15 protein-coding genes are annotated in these 16,211 nt (G+C 55.7%); 8 read left to right on the top strand and 7 right to left on the bottom strand.

Going from position 1 to position 16,211, the window contains the following annotated elements; translation table 11 throughout:
• The first annotated feature begins 26 nt into the window (after positions 1 to 26).
• Positions 27 to 1,610 (top strand): AMP-binding protein, encoded by a 1,584-nt coding sequence (locus WC184_04250; GenBank protein ID MFA7477089.1) that lies wholly within the window; start codon positions 27 to 29, stop codon positions 1,608 to 1,610.
• A gap of 2 nt (positions 1,611 to 1,612) precedes the next feature.
• Positions 1,613 to 2,527 carry an SDR family oxidoreductase gene (locus WC184_04245; GenBank protein MFA7477088.1) on the top strand — a complete coding sequence of 305 codons (915 nt, stop codon included), beginning with the start codon at positions 1,613 to 1,615 and terminating at the stop codon, positions 2,525 to 2,527.
• Between the two features lie 9 nt (positions 2,528 to 2,536).
• On the opposite strand, the gene WC184_04240 is transcribed toward WC184_04245, so the two are convergent.
• Both WC184_04240 and WC184_04235 read right to left on the bottom strand, forming a co-directional pair.
• Positions 2,537 to 3,937 (bottom strand): HAMP domain-containing sensor histidine kinase, encoded by a 1,401-nt coding sequence (locus WC184_04240; protein ID MFA7477087.1) that lies wholly within the window; start codon positions 3,935 to 3,937, stop codon positions 2,537 to 2,539.
• Entirely contained in the window at positions 3,934 to 4,635 is a 702-nt protein-coding gene (locus tag WC184_04235; protein MFA7477086.1) for a response regulator transcription factor, read from the bottom strand. Before WC184_04235 ends, WC184_04240 begins: the two co-directional genes overlap by 4 nt.
• A 52-nt stretch (positions 4,636 to 4,687) precedes the next feature.
• Here WC184_04235 and msrA point away from each other — a divergent pair, with 52 nt between their 5' ends.
• The 6 genes from msrA (at position 4,688) to ald (ending at position 12,150) form a co-directional block, all read left to right on the top strand.
• Positions 4,688 to 5,338, top strand: coding sequence for a peptide-methionine (S)-S-oxide reductase MsrA (msrA, locus tag WC184_04230; protein MFA7477085.1), 651 nt, complete (start codon positions 4,688 to 4,690; stop codon positions 5,336 to 5,338).
• Between the two features lie 75 nt (positions 5,339 to 5,413).
• Complete coding sequence (locus tag WC184_04225) at positions 5,414 to 6,616, top strand: D-alanyl-D-alanine carboxypeptidase family protein (protein MFA7477084.1); 1,203 nt, start codon at positions 5,414 to 5,416, stop codon at positions 6,614 to 6,616.
• Between the two features lie 10 nt (positions 6,617 to 6,626).
• Entirely contained in the window at positions 6,627 to 7,763 is a 1,137-nt protein-coding gene (gcvT, locus tag WC184_04220) for a glycine cleavage system aminomethyltransferase GcvT (protein ID MFA7477083.1), read from the top strand.
• Between the two features lie 5 nt (positions 7,764 to 7,768).
• A complete protein-coding gene (gcvP, locus tag WC184_04215) occupies positions 7,769 to 10,594 on the top strand; it encodes an aminomethyl-transferring glycine dehydrogenase (protein MFA7477082.1) in 2,826 nt (941 codons plus the stop codon).
• The gene (locus WC184_04210) at positions 10,581 to 10,952 is read left to right on the top strand and encodes a hypothetical protein (GenBank protein ID MFA7477081.1); all 372 of its coding nucleotides are present in this window, start codon (positions 10,581 to 10,583) and stop codon (positions 10,950 to 10,952) included. Before gcvP ends, WC184_04210 begins: the two co-directional genes overlap by 14 nt.
• Before the next feature lie 88 nt (positions 10,953 to 11,040).
• Positions 11,041 to 12,150 carry an alanine dehydrogenase gene (ald, locus tag WC184_04205; GenBank protein MFA7477080.1) on the top strand — a complete coding sequence of 370 codons (1,110 nt, stop codon included), beginning with the start codon at positions 11,041 to 11,043 and terminating at the stop codon, positions 12,148 to 12,150.
• Between the two features lie 118 nt (positions 12,151 to 12,268).
• On the opposite strand, the gene mutM is transcribed toward ald, so the two are convergent.
• From mutM to WC184_04180, 5 genes are all read right to left on the bottom strand, one after another.
• Entirely contained in the window at positions 12,269 to 13,072 is an 804-nt protein-coding gene (mutM, locus tag WC184_04200; GenBank protein ID MFA7477079.1) for a bifunctional DNA-formamidopyrimidine glycosylase/DNA-(apurinic or apyrimidinic site) lyase, read from the bottom strand.
• Between the two features lie 66 nt (positions 13,073 to 13,138).
• Positions 13,139 to 14,263, bottom strand: coding sequence for a M48 family metalloprotease (locus tag WC184_04195; GenBank protein MFA7477078.1), 1,125 nt, complete (start codon positions 14,261 to 14,263; stop codon positions 13,139 to 13,141).
• Between the two features lie 20 nt (positions 14,264 to 14,283).
• Positions 14,284 to 15,126: a PD-(D/E)XK nuclease family protein gene (locus WC184_04190; GenBank protein MFA7477077.1), complete on the bottom strand. Its 843-nt coding sequence runs from the start codon at positions 15,124 to 15,126 to the stop codon at positions 14,284 to 14,286.
• A gap of 34 nt (positions 15,127 to 15,160) precedes the next feature.
• The gene (locus WC184_04185) at positions 15,161 to 15,475 is read right to left on the bottom strand and encodes a Dabb family protein (protein ID MFA7477076.1); all 315 of its coding nucleotides are present in this window, start codon (positions 15,473 to 15,475) and stop codon (positions 15,161 to 15,163) included.
• Positions 15,447 to 16,190, bottom strand: coding sequence for an SDR family oxidoreductase (locus WC184_04180; GenBank protein ID MFA7477075.1), 744 nt, complete (start codon positions 16,188 to 16,190; stop codon positions 15,447 to 15,449). Before WC184_04180 ends, WC184_04185 begins: the two co-directional genes overlap by 29 nt.
• Positions 16,191 to 16,211: the final 21 nt, after the last annotated feature.

Below are 16,211 nucleotides of genomic sequence, written 5' to 3'. Positions count from 1 at the left end.
CTAGAAGTATCAACAGAGGTAGGTAAATGACTGACGAAGCGTTTCTCGACGCAGCCGGTAATGGAATGACACTGGCGTATTGGGCCGAGCGTCAGCCCGATGTGCCAGCTATCATCAGCGAGCACGGCGATCGAACGTTTGAAGAGCTTAACGCCAACTGCAACCGGTTAGCTCGCGCCCTTCGGTCGCGTGGCGTTGAAGCTGGCGACTCATTGGCGATCATGATGGCCAACCGGCCAGAATTTCCAGAATCGGTATACACCGCCCTTCGAATTGGCGTGCGATTCACCACCATCAACTGGCACCTAACCGGCGAAGAGGCCGGATACATTCTAAACGACTGCGAAGCCAAGGTTTTTGTGGCCGACGCTCGTTTCGCCGAGGCTGCCAAAGGCGCTACCAAATATGCGCCCGGCGCTACCATATTGATCTCAGTGGGCGGCGATATTGAAGGATTCGAAACCTTCGATTCGGTCATCGCTGGGCAAGACCCAAGCGACATTGACGAGCCAACCGTTGGTAGCCAAATGCTCTACACCTCGGGTACTACCGGCCGACCCAAGGGCGTGGCACGTCCCCGATCCCCCGAAGCGGCACGACTGCAAGCGGCTGCCACTATGAATTCAGCTGCTAATTACAAGCCGGGTGAAAGCGTCAACCTCTGTACCGGCCCTTTGTATCACGCAGCACCACTCGCTTTCTCGTTGAGCGCCCCCCTTAACTGCGGTGCTGGTGTAGTGATGATGGATGGTTGGGATGCCGCCGAAACGCTGAAGCTGATCGAACAACACAAAATTACGCACACCCATATGGTGCCCACCATGTTCCATCGGCTGCTTTCACTGCCAGCCGAAGTTCGCGAGGCGCACGATATTTCGTCTTTGCAATACATCAACCACGGTGCAGCTCCCTGTCCAGTCACGGTGAAGAAGGCCCTAATCGAGTGGGTGGGCCCCATCGTTCACGAGTATTACGCCGCTACCGAAGGAGCCGGTACCACCGTTGATTCGGAAGAGTGGCTGACCAAACCCGGCACGGTAGGTAAGCCGCCCACCGAAGATCACATTCGCATCCTTGATGACGAGGGCCACGACCTTCCTAAGGGTGAAATCGGCACCGTGTATTTGAAAGCCCCCGAGGTTGGGCGTTTTGAGTACTACAAAGATTCCGACAAAACCAACGGCAGCTACCGGGGTACGCACTACACCCTGGGCGATGTGGGCTACCTCGACCAAGACGGCTACCTGTTCCTTACCGACCGCAGCGCCAACCTCATTATTTCAGGTGGTGTAAACGTGTATCCGGCTGAGGTTGAGGCCGAATTGCTCACCCATCCCGCCGTTGGCGACGTAGCCGTAATTGGTATTCCTAACGAGGAATGGGGCGAAGAAGTAACAGCCGTGGTGGAACCACAACCGGGTGTTGAACCCACCCCTGAGCTGGCCGCTGAGCTAATCGCGTATGCTCGTGAGCGCTTGGCACACTTCAAATGCCCACGTCGGGTGGAATTTCGAGAAGAGCTTCCCCGTCACGACAACGGGAAGCTTTACAAGAGGCTGTTGCGTGATGAATATCGCGCTGCAATGCAAGCTGCCCAAGGAGGAGCATAAATATGGCTGGGATTTGTGACGGACGCGTTGCGATTGTGACCGGTGCCGGTAGAGGCATTGGTCGTGAGCACGCATTAGAACTGGCACGTCAAGGTGCCAAGGTAGTGGTTAACGACTTAGGTGGGGCTGCCGACGGTACTGGTAGTGACGTGGGCCCGGCCCAGCAGGTTGTTAATGAAATTAAAGAGATGGGTGGTGAAGCCGTTGCCAACACCGACTCGGTCTCTGATTGGGAAGGTGCCCAACGCATAATTAACACCGCCATCGAAACGTTTGGAACTCTCGACGTTTTGGTCAATAACGCCGGAATTTTGCGTGACCGCATGCTCTTCAACATGACCGAAGCCGAATGGGATGCCGTGATCGACGTGCACCTCAAGGGCACTTTCGCCCCGCTTCGCTGGGCGGCCACTTATTGGCGTGAAAAGGCCAAAGCGGGTGAGCCGGTTGACGCACGGGTAATTAACACCTCCTCAACGTCGGGTATTTTCGCCAACCCTGGCCAAGGTAACTACGGTGCTGCCAAATCTGGTATCGCCAGCATGTCGATCATTGCGGCCAAAGAACTTAACCGCTACGGCATTACGGTCAACGCTATTGCTCCGGGCGCTCGTACCCGGATGACCGAAAACTTGGGTGGACGCATGTCGCAACCCGTCGTTGGCGATTGGGATGAGCATTCGCCAGCCAACATCGCGCCGCTAATCGCGTGGTTGGCTAGCCCGGAATCGAAAGACATTACCGGCCAAGTGTTCTTGGTTGGTGGTGGTCGAGTTGGTGTGGCGCTCAACTGGCAACGCGGCCCTCAAGAAGACAAGGGTGCGCGTTGGGATCCAGCCGAGCTTGGCTCGGTCGTGCCGCAGCTAGTTGAAGACGCTGGCACCAAGCTCGATTTTTCACTTGTGAAAGGTGGATAACACCTAGCCTCAACCAATTAATGGTGGTGTGGTGAATGGTGGTGGCGCTTGGGTGTCAATAGCCGGAAAGGTAATTGACACGCAGGTGCCACCACCTTCGCGTTGGGTCACTTGAACTGAACCACCGTGTTCAAGCGCTACAGCCTGCACAATAGCTAGGCCTAAACCAGAACCCGGACGGCTTCTTGCCTCGGTAGCGCGGTGAAAACGGTTAAACACATATGGCAGATCCTTCTCGCTGATGCCAATGCCACGGTCACAGACCGTCACGGTGGTGCCCCCGGTCGTTACTTCAACTTCGCTCTCGGGTGGTGAGAATTTGGTGGCATTATCAATCAGGTTTGAAACCGCTCTTTCAATAGCACCGCTTCGACCCATGATGGGAGACTGGGAACCGTGTTTCACCGTGATCTGGCGGTTGGTTCGACGCGCGGCCCGATCGGCCACTTGTTCCACCAATTTGTCAAGAGTTATTAGGTTCTCGGTTTCGTCCTGGCGCGAAGCGGTGGCTAATTCCACAATTTCATTGACCAACGTTGAAAGTTCCCTAGCCTCTGATTCCAAGTCAGCAAGTATCTGGTACCGGGTTTCGTCATCCAGATCATCAAGCCGCTTCAGCAGTGAAATGTTGGTTCGAAGACTTGTAAGAGGGGTACGAAGTTCATGCCCAGCGTCTTGCACCAAACGGGTTTGAGCTTCGCGCGATTCCTGTAGCGCCAAGAGCATGGCTCGAAAGGCTGCACCTAACTGGCCGACCTCGTCGGTGCCTTCGGCTGGTAGTGGAACATCGAGGCGACCGGTGACGGCCACCTGGGTAGCGGTGCTGGTTAAGCCCGAAAGCCTGCGTGTGGCTCTGTTGGCAATTAGCCATCCGCCGAGAGCGGAAAATGCAGTGGCTAGACCCACCGAAACCAAGGTGCGGTTCTTAATTGAACCCAAAACCCGATTCTTCTCATCAAGACGACGAGCGGCTTGAACGGCGTAACCGCCTTCAAAGGGTGTGGTTACGATCTTGAAATGCTCACCTTCTACGGTGACCTCTCGCCACCAAGGCCCGGCACGATTCCCCACCTGTGCCAGGCTCCAGTCGCGCTCAGTTACTGGCATCGGATCGATCGACGTGCTGACCGCAAGTCCGCTGCGTCCTTCAAATAGCGTTACTCTGAGGTCTTCGTCGGAACGCAGTTGCTCTCGAATATCAAGGACCGGGGTGACCCCAGTTAGGGCTTCGGGGTTGGTGTTTAGGGCATCAACCACCACAGCGGCGTTCGCCACGGCTTGTTCCAGCGATTGGTTGATCTCTTCGTCGAGGCGAGCGGACATGAACTGGTAAGCAGTCGCGCCGATGCTGGCGGCAGTTAAAGTCGCCAGTGCGCTAAGCGCAAAAATTAGTTTTAGACGAAGCGTCATGCGGCTCGAAGGGTATAGCCAAAGCCTCTGATGGTGTGAATGAGCGGTGCCAGATTATCGGTGTCTATTTTGCGTCGTAAATAGCTAATGTAAACCGCCAAGTTCTTGGAATCAGGACCAAAATCGTAGCCCCAAATCCGATCGTAAATAGTGGAATGGTCAAGCACAACGCCCTGGTTGCGCATGAGAAGTTCCAACAAATTGAACTCGGTGCGGGTAAGTTCAATCTCGGTGTCGCCTCGCCAAACGCGCCGGGTTGCCGGGTCAAGGCGCAAATCTTCTATTTCTAAGGTGGTATCAGGAGTAGCGCTGGCCATGTCAGTCCGGGTTCGACGCAATAGGGCGCGGATTCTCGCTAGAAGCTCATCAAGTTCGAAGGGTTTCACCAAATAGTCGTCGGCCCCGGCGTCGAGGCCGGCCACCCGATCGGCAGTCTCCACCCTGGCCGTCAACATTAAGATGGCAACTTCATTTCCGTCCCCACGAAGTTGTTGGCACACCGCCAAACCATCTAGCTCGGGCATCATAACGTCAAGCACAATTACATCAGGGTTGCTTTCGGCCACCATGGTCAACGCTTCGGCGCCATCTGAGGCCACTGATACCTGCCAGCCTTCGATTCTTAGAGCCCGTGCTAGTGAATCGCGAATGGCACGGTCGTCATCGACTACTAAAACTCGTATCGTGTTATTAACCACACTTTAATAGTCGCAGATCTGCATGTTCGATGCAGTGCGCCGCTTGGGAGGGTTGAACATGTTTGGACGTGTCAGACTTGCACTGCCAGGTCGTCATGAAGCTTTGAGCGGGCGTAGCGAAGCTATGCCAGTGCCAGAACGCCACAGTGTTCTGGGCACCTCGCTGCTGGGCCCCTTCCCCCAAGGTAGCGAGCGAGCCATTTTTGGGATGGGATGCTTCTGGGGTGCCGAGCGACTGTTTTGGCAATTAGACGGAGTGATAACCACAGCCGTGGGCTACAGCGGTGGCTATACGCCGAACCCTACTTATGAAGAGACTTGCTCGGGCCAAACTGGCCACACCGAGGTGGTCTTGGTGGTCTTTGATCCCAAAGTGATTACCTACCACGATTTAACCAAAGTGTTTTGGGAGAACCACGACCCAACCCAAGGCATGCGTCAAGGTAACGATGTAGGTACGCAATATCGTTCGGCTCTTTATTACACCAACGAGAATCAACGCCAGATTGCCCTAGCTACCAAGGCTGCCTACAACGAGGAACTGAGCCGGGCGGGTTACAGCACCATTACAACTGAGATCGATAACGCCGGACCGTTTTATTACGCCGAAGCGTTCCACCAGCAGTATCTGCACAAGAATCCTTTTGGTTATTGCGGCATCGCCGGTACCGGTGTTAGCTGTCCCGTCGGACTTGCTACTTGACACCGAGTATCATTTGCGCCAAAGCTTTGTTACAGTTTCGTAACGAATCCGCTAGGCCATTCTCTCAGGAGGGGCATGCAGAACTGGAAACGGCGCACACGCATCGTCGGGTTATTCATAGCAGGTGCCCTGGCTTTGTCGAATGTGGCCGCAGCGGCCGAACAGTCCGACCAGGACCTTCGGGCTGAAAGAGATCGCATCCGTTCTGAACAGGCTGTGCTGGCTGGCAAGATTGATGTTCAGCATGCTTCCTTAGAAGAAATAACCGCGGCTTTGCAGGCCGCCGAAGCCGAAGTACGTGCCCAGCAAACCCGCCTCGAAGACGCCCAAAGAGACGTGGAGCAGGCCGAGGCTGACAAGGCTGAAGCCGACGCCAATGCCGCAGAAACCGCGGCTGAAGTGGAATCACTTAAAGAAGCTTTGGCCGCCATAGCAGTTAGTGCCTATGTAAGCCCGCCGCAGCAAGACTCACTGAAAGTGGTTCTCGACGGCGATATTGGCAACGCTCCGGAGCGGCAGGCACTCTTGGAAATGCGGGTCGCTGATCGCGCCGATGTCCTAGATCGATTCCGTATTGCGCAAGAAGACACCACACGCTACGCCCAAGAAGCACGTGAAGCGGAAGAGCGAGCTCTAAAGGCTCGTCAAGATATCGAAGAAATCTTGGTTGACCTCGAAGCGGCTCGTGATGTTCAGGCCAGTCTCGCAGCACAAGCCCAAGCGTTGCTTGATCAGCTGCAATCACAAGACCGAAGCTTGGAAGCTAGTGCTAATAGCATCACCAATGAGCTGGACCGCCGGGAGCGTCAACGCCAAGAAGAAGAACGTAAGCGTCGAGAAGAGCTTCAGCGCCAAATTGCCGAAGCAAACGCACGCCAAGGCCAACAACCCATGCCTAATGCGCCTTCAGTGAGCGTAGTGCGTGTAGGTGGCATCGTGGTCAACGCTTCGATCCAGGCGCAGGTGGCGGCCATGCTCCAAGCCGCCGCAGCCGACGGAATCACCCTTACCGGTGCTGGCTATCGTGACAACAGTGTGCAAATTCACCTGCGTAGAGTAAATGGATGCCCTGACGTGTGGACCGCTTCACCTTCAAGTTGCCGAGTCCCGACCGCCATTCCAGGCCGCTCCATGCACGAACAAGGCCTGGCTATTGACTTCAACAACTGCTCCAGCCGATCTACTGCTTGCTTCCAGTGGCTAAGTGCTAATGCGGCACGCTTTGGCTTCAAGAATCTGCCTAGCGAACCGTGGCACTGGTCCACTACCGGCGGCTAGTTTATTTGCTGTGACCGATAATCTGCGCCGATCTCCTTTATACCCACTAGAAGTCGAGTTAGGTGGTCGGTTCGAATCCTTTGCAGGTTGGGAACTACCCCTTAGCTACGGTTACGGCGAAATAGCAGAACACCATCAAACCAGGGTTGCGGCCTCACTTTTTGACGTGAGCCACATGGGTCTGATCGAAGTGCACGGCGACGACATGAGTGTCATCGCCACGGAACTTGAACGCTTAATGCCAGCCGATCTGATCGATTTGCCCGTCGATAAGTTGCGCTACACGTTTTTAACCAATGAAGCGGGCGGAACAATCGACGACCTAATGGTTGGCAACCGCGGCGACCACTTCGTCTTAATCGTGAACGCCAGTCGCTACGAAGCTGATTTAGCGCATTTACGGAACCAACTTCCACCATCGCTGGAATTGGTGGAACGCAACGACATGGCACTCTTGGCCCTGCAAGGCCCGGCAGCTGAAAGTAGCTTGGCCCCGCTTATCGGGCCGGAAGTCCGCCTCTCCGAACTGCTGTTTATGGAACTGGTCGAAACCACGGTCGCCGGTATTTCCTGCATCGTTAGTCGTAGCGGGTACACCGGGGAAGATGGTTTCGAAATTTGGGCACCGGCACCACGGTCGGTGTATCTGGCCCGCCGAATTTTGTTGCAAGACACGGTAGAACCGGCTGGTTTGGCGGCCCGAGGTTCGCTTCGGATTGAAGCCGGATTGTGCCTTTATGGCAATGAACTAACTGAATCTATCAGCCCCATTGAAGCCGGTCTCACCTGGGCTATCCCACCGCGACGACGCCAAGGGGGTGGCTTCCTTGGAGATGGGGTAATCCTCGACCAGCTCGCCAATGGGGCTCCTCGCCAGCGCATTGGTCTTATGGTGCAGGGGCGCAAGATGGTGCGTGATGGCGCCAAGCTCACCAGTCCCGACGGTGAAGAGGTGGGCTATGTCACCTCGGGCGGCTACGGCGCAACAGTCGGCGGACCAATTGCTATGGCCCTCGTGGCACAAACCTATGCCGATGGAAGCCCAATCACCAGGGGCGATACCCTGGTGGCCGACGTACGAGGTAAACCTGTGCAGGTTCAAATCGTACGCCTACCATTCTTACCCAATAAACAAAAACGGAGATAAACACAGTGGCCGAATTCATTAGGCGCCATGTTGGACCTGATGAAAGGGAAACCGCTCAACTACTGGCGACGGTGGGTGTGGAGTCTCTTGAGGCCTTAGTCGAGGCCGCTCTGCCCGAGTCGATCCGAGCAAAAGCACCTCTTGGGACACCTGGTGCGCTGAGCGAAGTTGAGGCTATGGCCGAATTAGCTCGCATCGCTGGGCGGAACCAAGTGATGACGTCGTTAATTGGTCAGGGCTACGTGAATACCGAACTGCCCGGGGTCATTAAACGTAACGTCTTGGAAAGCCCGGCTTGGTACACCAGCTACACGCCATATCAGGCCGAGATTTCTCAAGGACGCCTCGAAGCGTTGTTGAATTTCCAGACCATGGTTAGTGACCTGACCGGTATGGACGTGGCGAACGCTTCGCTATTAGATGAAGGCACTGCCGCCGCTGAAGCCATGGCCATGATCGCCCGAGTGGGTCGTCATAAAGCCAGCGCCTATTTCGTGGATGAAGCAGCACATCCGCAAACGATTGAGGTAATCCGTACTCGAGCCGAGCCTCTGGGAATCCCATTGGTCGTTGGTGATGTGGAAACCGAGCTCGATCCGAGCGAAGTCTTCGGTGTGTTTATACAAAATCCAGCCACCGACGGGCGTGTCCGCGACCTCGAACCCATCATCAAATCAGTGCACGCCGCCTCGGGTTTAGTCGCTGTTGCCACCGACCTCTTGGCATGTTGTGTCATGGTAAGCCCTGGCGAACAAGGTGCCGATATCGTGGTTGGCTCATCGCAACGTTTCGGAGTTGGCATGGGTTTTGGCGGACCGCATGCTGCCTTCATGGCTACACACGAGCGTTTCGTACGGGCTTTGCCTGGCCGATTGGTGGGGGTCTCGGTTGATACTGAAGGCCGCAACGCCTATCGCTTGACGCTTCAGACCCGTGAACAACACATTCGCCGCGAAAAAGCCACCTCAAATATTTGCACCGCTCAAGTACTTTTGGCGGTGATAGCTGGTTTCTATGCGGTTTATCACGGCCCAGAAGGTCTGCGTTCCATAGCCGAACGGGTGAGTGGACTAACGGCTGGCTTGGCCACAAGTTTGGCCCAGATGGGTATCGCCGTTGAACACCAAGAAGTTTTTGACACGCTGGTATTGAACGTTCCCAAACAGGCCGAGGTGCTGCACGACACGGCACGGCAACATGGTTTGAACCTGAGAGAAATTGACGCTGATCGGGTGTCAGTGACCTTAGATGAGACCACGACCAAAGAAGTTCTTGAACGTCTTGTGGCAGCCGTTGCTGAGGCGACCCAAGCGACACCCGCTCCTCGTGAAACCATTGGGAATTGGGCCGAGAGCAAAATTCCAGTGCACCTCGCACGCAGCAGCGAGTATCTTAGCCACCCCACTTTCCACCGCTACCGTTCAGAAACAGCCATGCTGCGTTACTTAAGGACTCTGGCCGACAAAGACCTAGCCCTTGACCGCACCATGATTCCGCTTGGCTCTTGCACCATGAAACTGAACGCCACCGCTGAAATGGTGGGTATAACGTGGCCAGAATTTGCCAACATTCATCCCTTCGCCCCGCTCGATCAAGTACAGGGTTACCTAGAGTTAATCGGTGATCTGGAAAACTGGATCGCCGAAATTTCTGGTTACGATGCTGTTTCCTTGCAACCCAATGCTGGTTCCCAAGGTGAGTTCGCGGGGCTGCTAGCGATACGCGCCTTTCACCAAAGCCGAGGTGACTTCGAACGAGAAGTCTGCTTGATTCCCTCGTCGGCTCACGGTACCAATGCTGCTAGCGCTGTACTGGCAGGCATGAAGGTTGTGGTGGTGGCCTGCGACGACGACGGCAACATCGACCTTGTCGATCTTCGTGCCAAGGCCCAAAAGCACGCTTCGAAGCTGGCCGCGCTCATGATTACCTATCCCTCTACCCATGGGGTGTACGAACCGACCGTAGTTGAGGTTTGCGAGCTGATCCACCAACACGGCGGTCAGGTATATTTAGACGGTGCCAACCTGAACGCACTGGTAGGTTTGGCAAGGCCAGGTGATTTTGGTGCTGATGTTTCCCATTTCAACCTGCACAAAACCTTCGCTATCCCCCACGGCGGCGGCGGACCGGGCGTGGGCCCAATTGGAGTTAAAGCCCATTTAGCCGAATTCTTGCCTGGTAAAGGTATCGGAGCAGTTTCATCGGCGCATTACGGTTCGGCCGGTGTGCTGCCCATTTCGTGGATGTACATTCGCATGATGGGTGCAGAAGGTTTGACCGAGGCCACCAAAATCGCCATTTTGTCGGCCAACTACATCGCCAAACGTTTGGCACCTCATTTCCCCGTTCTCTATTCCGGCGCCAATGGTTATGTGGCACACGAATGCATCATCGATACGCGACCATTGCGTGAAAGCGCAGGTGTGAGCGTAGAAGACATTGCTAAGCGGCTGATCGACTACGGCTTTCATGCCCCTACGATGTCGTTCCCAGTAGCGGGCACGTTAATGATTGAACCCACCGAGAGTGAAAATCTGGCAGAACTCGACCGCTTCTGCGATGCCATGATCGCGATCCGCGCTGAAATCCAGGCGATTGAAGATGGCCAATACACCAGCGACGACAATCCGCTGGTGTTCGCTCCTCACACCGCTGGGGCTTTGATGGTTGAGAACTGGACCCGCCGCTACGAACGACAGGTGGGCGCATTCCCCCCAGGTGTTGACGAGTCGACCAAGTACTGGTCACCGGTGAGTCGTATCGATGGGGCCTATGGCGACCGTAACTTGATGTGTGAATGTCCTCCCTTAGAGGCCTATGAAAATGCCTAGATGGCAGGTAGAGATCGTTCTCATCAGGGCCCGCGATGTGACCGTGGGTGACGTGGTGGCGCGTGATGCGAATGCTCAAGCGGGTTGGTTTCGTGTTCATGCTGTGAACACGTTGCCCGATGGCCAAATCAACGTTTTAGACCGTGACAACGTGCGCAGCTTTATCATGGGGCCATTCGACTTGGTCGCCCTACAAACCCCGGCACCAATTGTCGGAGTTGGTACCGCGGCTGAACCAAGCTCAGGCCCCACGGCCCAGGTGCCACAGCGCGAAGCCAACCAACGCGAAGCTGCCGCGAAACGCATGCGAGAGGCCCCAAGAGTGGCACCGGAGGGACTACCGCCTTCTAGCCAATAGCCACTTCCAAGACTATAAAACCTGCTGCTAGGCGAGGTAGTTGGGTTCTGTTCTTGCGCATTGGCGCGCATTCCTCTTGACTTTTGGAATGCCCATAATTGGAATTCCCAAAGAACGAAAGATCGACGAGCATCGCGTAGCGGTAAACCCTGACGGGGTGGTTGAGCTACGAGCGGCAGGAATTGAAGTTCTCATTGAGGCAGGCGCAGGGGCAGGCTCCAGCTTTAGTGACGATGAGTTCCGCTCGGCAGGTGCCACGGTGGTCGACGCTGCACAGGTCTGGGAACGCTCCGATGTTGTGTGCAAAGTTAAAGAGCCACAGGGTGAAGAATTCGAGCTGATGCGTGAAGGTCAGACCCTTTTTGCCTATCTGCATCTGGCCGCATATCCCGGGGTGGCCGACGCACTGTTAGAACGCGGCGTTACGGCCGTAGCCTATGAAACCGTACAATTAGCCGACAAGAGTTTGCCGCTGTTGGCCCCCATGAGTGAGATCGCCGGGCGTATCTCGATTCAACTAGGTGCTACCTACCTGGAGCGTCACAATGGTGGACGCGGTGTGCTTTTAGGTGGCGTACCTGGGGTTCAACCAGCCCGAGTAGTGGTGCTTGGTGCTGGCAATGTGGGGTGGAACGCGGCCTCAATCGCGGCGGGTGTGCAGGCCGAAGTTCATCTACTAGACAAGAACTTGGAACGCCTTCGTTTCCTTGACAACATCAATCACGGTCGAGTGATCACCTTGGCTTCGAACCGAGGCGCGGTGGAGCGGGCCGTGGCGGAAGCCGACTTGGTGATTGGCGCAGTCTTGGTACCAGGAGGTCGTGCGCCCACGGTGGTGACCGAAGACATGGTTAAGCAAATGAAACCAGGCTCGGTAGTGGTCGACATTGCCATCGACCAGGGTGGCTGCATTGAAACTTCGCATGAAACCACCCATCAAGATCCGGTTTATGAGATGCATGGGGTCACCCATTACGCCGTCGGTAATATTCCCGGTGCCGTGCCGAACACGTCAACGCGGGCCTTGACCAACGCCACTCTTCCGTATTTGGTGGAATTGGGCCGCTTAGGCGACAAGGCCAGCTCGAACCCTGCTTTGGCAGCTGGAATAAATATTCATGCTGGTGTGGTGACCAACCCGGCTGTGGCTGAAGCTTTGAGTCGGCCCTATGTTCCGCTGTCTGAAGCGTGGGCGTGAGCGCCCATTGGTCGCAATAGCCTGAATCAGCAAATGTCAGAAGTCACTGTCTGATGTCATGTCCGATGGACCTCAAGGCCCCTGGCCTGGTTGAGACAGCCCGGTTAATTAATCGGTGTCAGCGTTTCTGACAGCTTTTACAAAACGTAGTGCCCCGGCCGTCGATCACCATGCGCGCCAATGGTTCGCCACAGCGCAGGCAGGCTTCACCATGACGGCCGTAGCACTCCAGATGATGCTGGTTTTCTCCTGTGCTGCCATCAAGGCTTCGATAGTCACGCAGCGTTGTACCGCCGTGTTTGATGGCGTTTTCAATGACGACCGCTAATTCTTGGCGCAATGTTTCAGCTTGAGATTTGGTGAGCTGACGAGCGGCGGGATGTATTTCGGCACGCCATAGGGCTTCATCAGCGTAGATATTTCCTATCCCGGCCAGCAGTCTTTGGCTAAGAAGCTGGGTCTTAATGGCCCGTCGGCTTGCCCGGCTGGCTTTCCAAAACATCTCAGCATTGAAACTGGAATCTAGCGGTTCGGGTCCGAGCGCCGCCAAGGTGGGAAGGGTGGCATATTCCCCAGCTCGAACCACCGCAACACGGCCAAATCGACGCACATCGTGCAACTCGAGCCGCTTCCCGTTCGAAAGCTGCCACCAGGCCCGAATATAGGCATCATTGGCGTCTGGGGCTCGGACTAGCTGTAGTTTGCCGGTCATACCTAGATGCACGATGAGCTCGTGCTGGTTACTTAGCGTGAAAAGAATATATTTACCCCGGCGAAACACTTTATGAATCTGAGTGTCGATGGCGTCTGCAGCCGACGAAAATTTTGCCGAAGGGTGTGACCCAGCCTGGGTAATTGTTTGACCGGCCACGACGGGTGCCAGCTGGCGTACAATGGTTTCAACCTCGGGAAGCTCTGGCATGACGGTTCAGCCTTGGTGGGGCGGTATGAGCCAAACGAGGGATACCGCCGGTTTCGCTAGCATGGCTTAGGCTCTGCGAATTTCGTTGGTCCAACGTGATCCATCCCAGAACCGAAGCACGCCCACCCGCCCTGAGGGGTCGTCGTACCAGCCAGGCTGGGGCCCATTGGTGGCTGGTGAGGTGCTGGTCGATTGGGTTGAGGCCGTCTGCTGGCCCGGGACCCCAAACGTGGATGACGCCGCAAAGCCACTACCACCGCGTGTATCTGGAGTGGTGCCGTCCCATTTATCGAGCCCTTCAAGTTCCCGAAGCGTGTTGATTCGTTCTTCTAACGGCGGGTGGGTGTCAAATAGAGAGTTCAACTTGGAGCCCTTGCCACGACCTCGCTCAAGGGGTGATTCGATCCAAAGATGTGCCGTAGCGGTTGAAGCGTGTGCCACAACTGCTTTGTTTCCCGCTAATTTTTCTAACGCTTGGCGCAGGCCAGTTGGATAGCGGGTAATTTCAACGGCGCTGGCATCGGCTAAGGCCTCGCGTTTACGGCTAACAGCGGCTTTTATTAATCCGGCAGCTAAGGGTGCCAATAAGATCACCAATATTGACAGGATCAGCAGCAGAGGATTTGAGCCGGAGTTATTGTCGCGTCGACGTCCGCCGCCCCACCAGGTGAAACGTATGAAAATGTCACAAATCAGAGCGATTGCGCCAGCGGTCGCAACTGCGATAGTGCTGACCCGAATGTCGTAGTTACGAACGTGTGAAAGTTCGTGTGCTATTACGCCTTCAAGCTCGGTGCGGTTCATAATCTGCATTAAGCCCGTAGTGACGGCAATGGCAGCATGGTCGGGGTCTCGGCCCGTAGCAAAAGCGTTGGGTGCTGGGTCGTTAACCACATAGACCCGCGGTTTGGGTATACCAGCCGAAATTGAGAGTGCCTCAACAATGTTATGGAGCTGAGGAAAGTCGTCGACCGATGCCGGTTGGGCTCGAGTCGCAGCTAAAGCCACCGAATCAGATTTCCAATAAGCCACAAAGGTCATGACCCCAGCGACCAGCACACCAAGGGCTAGACCAATACGACCGCCGCCGGTGTAGGCGCTCACCGAGGCCGCCACCAGCCACAGCAGCACAAATGAGGCGATTATCAGTACCCAGCTCATCCGCCGGTTGTGAGCAATTAGTTCGTACATCAGTTTCCTTGAAACAACCCTTACAGGTTGAGGATAACGAGTGCCGGCGCGTCCGAGCGGATTCGCCCACTTTGCCACCTAGCTTTAACTTCGGCGGCGCCTTCTTCACAGTGAGCAACATGCGGGCACCATCCGCACAAGGGCCCTGGTCGGGCTTCAAAGCTGTGATTCGTGCTGGCCACAAGGAGCTGGTTCCAGGTGGACCTCAGAGCTTCAACGACCTTGGCAACACGATCTTCGGTTACCTCAGTTTCGATCACTGTGGAACCTAGGTAAGCCAAACGCGCTTTGGAGGGCACAATGCCATCAGCGGCGGTAATGGCTGCTGAATACAACAACACTTGGGCTAATTTGTCATCTTGGTAACGCTCGAGGGGTGGTGAACCCGATTTGTAGTCGGTGATCACGGTGCCGTCACGGCTGGCCTCAACACGATCAATCACGCCCAAGAATGGGACTCCGCCAATGTCGGTGCGTATACGGCGTTCTGTGTCAATGACTTCGACTTCGCTTGGGTCTTCGAGGTGCCACAAACCAGCGACGGCAATCCAACCTTTCCAGCGGAAAGCACGCTCATCGTCGGCGCTTAACCCAAGAGCGCGAAACTCGCTGTTGTGTGCTGTTTCTGGCCAGACTTCACGAGCAATGGTTCGGGCAGCTTCTTGTGTACGTTCGGCGGGTGGCCGTGCCAAGAGCAGTTCTAGCACCCGGTGGGCAAAGGTACCGACCAACGCCGCTTCTGACGGTGGCTCAGGCAGGCGCTCAACGTATCGGAAATACCATCGTTTCGGACACTGCTCGAAGAGGCTGGCAGATGAGGGTGAGAGGTGTCGTGGTGTGGTCGCGCTTGGTGAGGTGGACATCTAACAAACCAACCGCGGCAACAAGAACATCGATTTAGAATTGAATAGCGGCGCGTGCCGTCACGATAGGGGCGATGTGGTCGCGCACCACCGCTTGGTGGGCTGGGTGGTCGAGGTAGGTTTGCCAATCTTCCCGGTTCTCGAAAGACGCAATTATGCCGAGCTGATAGTTGGCATCGTTGTAACCCAAATCAAGACCGACCTCATAGGAACGGATCTCAGAGATCTGGGCTGGTAGGGCCCGTAACGCTTCGGCCAGGTTGTTTAGCGCCTCGGGTGTGGCTTCGGGCTTGAAGGTGAGCATGATGCAGTGACGCATGTTATTGAAGTCCTCGGTAGGTTCCCCCATCAACGGGGATTGAAACACCAGTTATGAATCGGGCCTGCTCCGACGCCAGGAAGGCGCAAACAGCGCCAAAATCGGCGGGATCACCAATAAAACCAACTGGGATACCAGCCGGTTTGGCATTCGGATCAACGCCAAGCTCGATCATTCGATCAGTAGCGTGAAGTCCGGGTTGCACAGTATTAACAGTAACCCCCAACGGTGCCACTTCGAAGGACAGGCTCTTCAAAAAGGCGGTGGCCCCAGCACGGGCAGTGTTCGAAAGAATCAGATTAGTGGATGGTTCGCGAACCGTTGACGATGTGATAGCAATGATTCGCCCCCAGCCAGCTTCGGTCATGTGCGGTATGGCTTCGGTGCACATAGCCACGGTCGAGAGCAGGTTGAGTTCTAGGGCTTTTTGATAGGAATCAAACGGTGTGGTGGCGAAGTTTCCTGGTGGGGGACCACCGGCATTGGCCACCAATATGTCGATGCCACCCAACGCAGCTACCGCATCGCCGATGAAACCACGGGCCCCATCTGAGGTGGAAACGTCGGCCACAAGCGGGGTAGCTAGCGGACCAAGCTTGGTGGCGGCGGCTTCCACCTTGGCCTTGTCGCGGCCACAAATTGCCACTGATACCCCGGCTTCAATTAGCGCCGCGGCGGCCCCGTAACCTAACCCGGCCGAACTGGCAGCCACCGCGGCACGACGATTCGCAATACCTAGATCCATGCATTGAACCTTAGAACAGAC

The organism is Acidimicrobiia bacterium (assembly GCA_041676705.1).
Classification (GTDB): Bacteria; Actinomycetota; Acidimicrobiia; order Acidimicrobiales; family SKKL01; genus Actinomarinicola.
Note: the sequence above shows the minus strand (reverse complement) of the source record. Positions and strands in the feature narration are given on the sequence as shown.